This window comes from Kitasatospora sp. NPDC059088, from assembly GCF_042738155.1.
Taxonomy (GTDB): Bacteria; Actinomycetota; Actinomycetes; order Streptomycetales; family Streptomycetaceae; genus Kitasatospora.
The window spans coordinates 5,892-10,881 of the sequence record NZ_JBHYGR010000045.1; the positions used below are offsets into that span (position 1 = coordinate 5,892).

Annotated in this window: 6 protein-coding genes; all 6 read right to left on the minus strand. The window is 75.6% G+C overall.

The window, feature by feature from the left end; all coding sequences use genetic code 11:
* Nucleotides 1–158 precede the first annotated feature (158 nt).
* A complete protein-coding gene (locus tag ACFWXO_RS21225; protein WP_380525364.1) occupies nt 159–1,388 on the minus strand; it encodes a hypothetical protein in 1,230 nt (409 codons plus the stop codon).
* Nucleotides 1,389–1,542: 154 nt separating this feature from the next.
* Nucleotides 1,543–2,031 carry a DUF3180 domain-containing protein gene (locus tag ACFWXO_RS21230; RefSeq protein ID WP_375888734.1) on the minus strand — a complete coding sequence of 163 codons (489 nt, stop codon included), beginning with the start codon at nt 2,029–2,031 and terminating at the stop codon, nt 1,543–1,545.
* A gap of 190 nt (nt 2,032–2,221) precedes the next feature.
* Nucleotides 2,222–2,821 (minus strand): 2-amino-4-hydroxy-6-hydroxymethyldihydropteridine diphosphokinase, encoded by a 600-nt coding sequence (folK, locus tag ACFWXO_RS21235; RefSeq protein WP_375888736.1) that lies wholly within the window; start codon nt 2,819–2,821, stop codon nt 2,222–2,224.
* A gap of 43 nt (nt 2,822–2,864) precedes the next feature.
* Nucleotides 2,865–3,224: a dihydroneopterin aldolase gene (gene folB, locus ACFWXO_RS21240; protein WP_030288941.1), complete on the minus strand. Its 360-nt coding sequence runs from the start codon at nt 3,222–3,224 to the stop codon at nt 2,865–2,867.
* A gap of 248 nt (nt 3,225–3,472) precedes the next feature.
* Entirely contained in the window at nt 3,473–3,970 is a 498-nt protein-coding gene (locus ACFWXO_RS21245) for a nuclear transport factor 2 family protein (RefSeq protein ID WP_380525365.1), read from the minus strand.
* A gap of 10 nt (nt 3,971–3,980) precedes the next feature.
* Nucleotides 3,981–4,868, minus strand: coding sequence for a dihydropteroate synthase (folP, locus tag ACFWXO_RS21250; RefSeq protein WP_375888738.1), 888 nt, complete (start codon nt 4,866–4,868; stop codon nt 3,981–3,983).
* Nucleotides 4,869–4,990: the final 122 nt, after the last annotated feature.

Below are 4,990 nucleotides of genomic sequence, written 5' to 3' on the forward strand. Positions count from 1 at the left end.
GGGCGCCCGCGCCGGGGGCGCGGCGCCCGCCCCGGGCGGGGGCGCCCCCCCCGGCCCCCCCGGGGGCCCCCCCCGCGGGGGGGGGGGGCGGGGGGCCCCCCCCCCCCCCCCTCGGCGTCGGTGTCCTTCGGCGTCGGTGTCCTTCGGCGGCGGGCCGCTCAGCGCGAGGCGCGCAGCTCCGGGAGCTCGATCAGTTCGGTCTCGTCCTCGGGCGTCAGGTCCACCACGGTCACCCCGCCCGGCTCGGCGCCCCCGGCGCGCACCGGCTGCTCCAGGTGCTCCGGGTGCTCGACCGGCACCTCCGGAACAGCCTCCCGGGCCTCCTGCGCCTCGGCCTTCGCCTTCGCGGCGACCGCCTCGTCGCCCACCACGTCCGCCAGGTCCGCCCGCTCCCCCAGCTCGGCGACGCTGCCCACCGCCGGCGCCGGAACGGCCGCCCGGACCGCCGCGCCCTGGCCACGGCCGAAGAAGCTGAACCCCTGCCCGCGCACCTGCCCGGACTGGACCGGACGCGGCCGCTGCCGCTCCGCCGGCGCGGGCGCCGACCCGACGGCCGGGGCGCCGGGCGCCCCGCCCAGCTGACCGACCGTCGCGGTCAGCGCCGGGCGCAGCGGCGTGGGCTGCACCGGGGTCCGCCCGGCCGGCGCCTGCGCCGGGGTCGGCACCGAGGGCGCCACCGGGGCGGGCACGGACACCGCACCCGGAACCGGGGCGGCCTCCACGGCCGGACGGGCCTGAGCGGCCCGAGCGGACGGCGCGGCCTGGACCGACGAAGCGGCCGGAGCGGCCGGAGCCGTCCGCGCCCGCAGCGCGACCTCCGCGCCCGCCGTGCGCTCCCGCTCGGCCTCCTGCTCGGCGGCGCGCCGCTCCAGCAGCCGCAGCACGGACGCGGCGCGCACGAACGCGGCCGGACTGGCCGGGTACTTGGGGCGGCTCGCGGCGAGCGCCCGCTGGGCCGCCTCGGCCTCCTTGAGCGCCTGCTCGGCGACCGCCACGGCCCGCTCCCGGAGCAGCCGGGCGATCTCGGTCTCGGCCTTGGCCAGCCGCGACTTCTCCGCCGTCAGCCGCCGGCCGAAGCGGGTGGCCCGCTCCTCGGCGACCTCGGCCGCGTACTCGGCCTCGGCGAGCTGCTCCTCGAAGCGCTCCTCGGCCCGCAGCCGCTGCGCCGCGGACATCTCGGCGGCCGCCCGGGCCGCCTTGTCGCGCTGACGCAGCAGCACCGCGAAGCCGAGGGTGGCGATCAGTGCGGCGACACCCACCGAGCGCACCAGGACGGTGTCCTGACTGAAGACCAGAGCGGCCAGTGCGGCGACCAGCAGCACGCCGGCGGCGGTGGGGGGAAAGACCCGGCCGAGGACGGAGGAATGACGGTGGCGTCCGCGAGACATGCCAAGAAACTAGCGTGCGAATTGGGGCCGTGTCAGCCCAGGGTCCCCTTCCACCCTTGACAGTGGGCATTTTTTACCGCATGTGCCCGGCTTTTCACTCAAGATCACGAAAAAGGGCCTGCTCAGCGCCGTCCGACCGGATCCGGCCGATCCGTCAGCGGTGCGAGGCCGCCGGACCGCCCGGGTCGTCGTGGTCCTCCGGCAGCTTGCACACGTGCTGCAGCCAGAGCGCCGCCGCGATCACCGCGGCGCCCGCCAGCACGGCGAGCCCGGCGGTCACCGCCTGGTCCTTGCGCGCCGACACGTCCAGTTCGCCGAGCAGGTAGATCCCGGCCCCGGCGTAGATGCCGGTGACCACCGCGGATACCAGCGCGCTGGCCTGGCCGAGCACCACCGCCCGGGCCGCCAGCAGCGGGTCGACCCCCTTCGCGCCGGGCTGCCGCTCGCGCACCGCCTTCAACCGGGCCCGCAGCGAGAGCGCGGTCGCCAGCAGGACCACCGCCACCGCCGCCAGCACCACCGGGGCCGCCGCCGGTACGGCCGGCAGCGTGTCCAGGGACGCCCACAGCTTGGACCCGGCCCAGGACAGCGCCGTCGTCGCGGCGGTGATGCCGATCAGCAGACGGAGGCGAAGCAGCTTCACTCGGAGGTGGTCCTTCCCGGGGTTGCCAGAGCCGACCGCCCGCCCGGTGGCCCGGTGCGGCGGCGTCAGGCCACCGTACCGGGACGGGACGGGCGGACATCTACTCGTACGGCCGGGCCCGGTCGCCGAGTTCCCGGCCGATCCGGCGGCCCCGGCCGACCCGGCCGCGGGGGCCGGGTCCTGCGCGGTGCTACTCCGGCAGCGTCAGCCGGATGTCGTCGCGGCGCTTCACGCCCTGCGCGTCCGGGCCGCCGAGCGCCTCCAGCAGCGCGCCGACCAGCCCGTGCCCCGGCACCTCGGCCTCGGGCTGGGCGTCCAGCCAGGGGGCGAGCACGAAGGCACGCTCGTGCGAGCGCGGGTGCGGCAGCAGCAGCTGCGGGTCCTCGCTGACCACGCCCTCGTAGGCCAGGATGTCGACGTCCAGGGTGCGCGGGCCCCAGCGGACCTCCCGGACCCGTCCGAAGGCGTCCTCGATCGCGTTGCCGCGCTCCAGCAGGTCCCGCGGGGGCAGCGAGGTGCGCAGCACCACGACCGCGTTGTAGTAGTTGGGCTGTTCCTCCGGGCCGCCGACGGCCTCGGTCTCGTAGATCGCCGAAACGGCCTTGATCCTCAGCCCGGGGGTGTCCGCGAGCGCGTCGACGGCACCCTGGAGGGTGTCCAGCCGGTTGCCCAGGTTGCTGCCGAGCGCGATCACCGCACACCGCTGGCTGTGCAGCGTGGTGTCGGCGGAGTCCACCCGGCTCTCCAGGTCGAACGCGTTCGGCTCGGCGATCGGGTCACTGCTGTTCATCGAAGAAATCCCTCTGCATCGGAAACCAGGCGCGCGGTGGGGGTCATGCGCGGCCCCGGTGGATGGTCACGGTCACGTCGTCGAACGGCACGGTGATCGGGGCGTCCGGCTTGTGCACGGTGACCTCGACCTCCTCGACCGCGTCGTGCTTGAGGCACTGGTCGGCGATCCGCTGCGCCAGGGTCTCGATCAGGTCGACCGGCTCGCCGGCGATGATCGCGGTGACCTCCTCGGCCACGATGCCGTAGTGCGCCGTGCGGGTGAGGTCGTCTCCGGACGCGGCGGGGCGGGTGTCCAGGTACAGCACGAGATCGACCACGAAGGTCTGGCCCTCGACGCGCTCGCGCTCGAAGACGCCGTGGTGGCCCCGGGCTCGCAGCCCCCGCAGGGTGACGCGGTCCAGCAAACGAATCACTGCTCCCAGTCGGACGGGCCCCGCCCTGGGGGAAGGCATGGACGGGCAGGGCGAAGACGGGCATCACGCCCGCCACTCCGTTTCGAATCTACCCGCGAGCGCGGACAACGCCTGACCGTCCTACCCGGCACGAACCGTCGCCACGCGCACCGAAATGGCGATTGACGTGAACGTTCGGTGACCACCCGGAAATTCCCCGGCGACCGCCCGGCACCGAATTCCCGCGACCCCCGGAATCAGTCCTCGTCGTCCTCGTCACCGCTGGTCAGAACGGGTGAACCGTGGTGCGACCAGAGCTTCCACCCGGCCGGGGTGCGACGGAACAGATTGCTCGACACGACCTTTCCGCCGACCAGCGGCCCGAGTTCCCCCTCCTCCTCGGCCTCGCCCCCGGAGAGGATGTTCTCGGTGCACGTGACAAGGGCCACATCCCCGTGCACCTCGGCCTCGACATCGGTCAGGAAGAACTGGATGTACTCCGTGTTCATCATGATCAGCATGTACGAGCGGGTCACCTGCGCCCGCCCGCGCAGCACCGGCCAGCCGGGGTGGACGCAGACCACGCCGCCCTTGTCGTCGGCGTGCTCGGGCCCCAGCCAGGCCTCCTCGACCGCCTCGACGTCCCCCCGCTCCAGCGCCTCGTAGAACGCCCGGTTCGCCGCGAGCACCGCCTCCAGGTCCACCTCCCGGGCCTTCCCGGCCGTCCCGCCGCTCACCCTGCCGTCACCTGTCACAGACCCTCCCTCACCCCAGCCGCGCCGCGCGCTGCCAGGCCGCGACCACGCGGACGGCGTCCGCCGTACCGGACACGTCGTGCACCCGGACCGCCCAGGCGCCGGCCCGGGCCGACAGCACCGACACCGCGGCGGTCGCGTCGTCCCGCTCGCGGGCCGGGCGCAGTTCCCCGGTTTCCGGGTCGGCGAGCAGCGTACCCAGGAACCGCTTGCGCGAAGCCGCGACGAGGACGGGACGGCCGAGCGCGGTCAGCGCGTCCAGCCGGCCGAGCAGCGCCCAGTTGTGCTCGGCGGTCTTGGCGAAGCCCAGCCCCGGGTCGAGGACCAGCTGGTCCTCCTTGACCCCGGCGGCCAGCAGCGCGTCCATCCGCCCGGTCAGTTCCCCGACCACGTCCCGCACGACGTCCCGGTAGACGGCCAGCCGCTCCATGTCGGCGGACTGCCCGCGCCAGTGCATGACCACGAAGGGCGCGCCGGTCTCGGCGACCACCCGGGCCATCGCCGGGTCGGCGAGCCCGCCGGAGACGTCGTTGACGATCGCGGCACCGGCCTCCACGGCCCGCTCGGCGACCGAGGCCCGCATGGTGTCGACCGACACCACCACCCCGGCGGCGGCCAGCTCGCGCACCACCGGCAGCACCCGGCGCAGCTCCTCGTCCTCGGGCACCCGCTGGGTGCCCGGCCGGGTGGACTCGCCGCCGACGTCCACCAGGTCCGCGCCGCGGGCCCGGAGGGCCAGCCCGTGCGCGATCGCCTTGGCGGCGTCGAACCAGAGCCCGCCGTCCGAGAAGGAGTCGGGCGTGACGTTGACCACGCCCATCACGGCGCAGCGGTCGAGCCGCGGCAGTCCGGCCGGCAACGAGAAGGACGGCATATCGCTGGTGGGCCCATTGCTCATGCCCCCATTATCGAACGGGGCCCCCCCCCCCCGGGGGGGGCGGGGGGCGCCCCCCCCCGGGGGCCCCGCCCCGCGCCCGCCCCCCCCCCCCCGCCGGCCCGGGCGAGCGCGGCGCCCCCCCC

Bases quoted from the DNA above. Each gene is read 5' to 3' on its own strand.
- ACFWXO_RS21225 (WP_380525364.1), bottom strand. From the start codon at position 1,388: ATGTCTCGCGGACGCCACCGTCATTCCTCCGTCCTCGGCCGGGTCTTT.
- folK (WP_375888736.1), bottom strand. From the start codon at position 2,821: ATGAACAGCAGTGACCCGATCGCCGAGCCGAACGCGTTCGACCTGGAG.
- folP (WP_375888738.1), bottom strand. From the start codon at position 4,868: ATGAGCAATGGGCCCACCAGCGATATGCCGTCCTTCTCGTTGCCGGCC.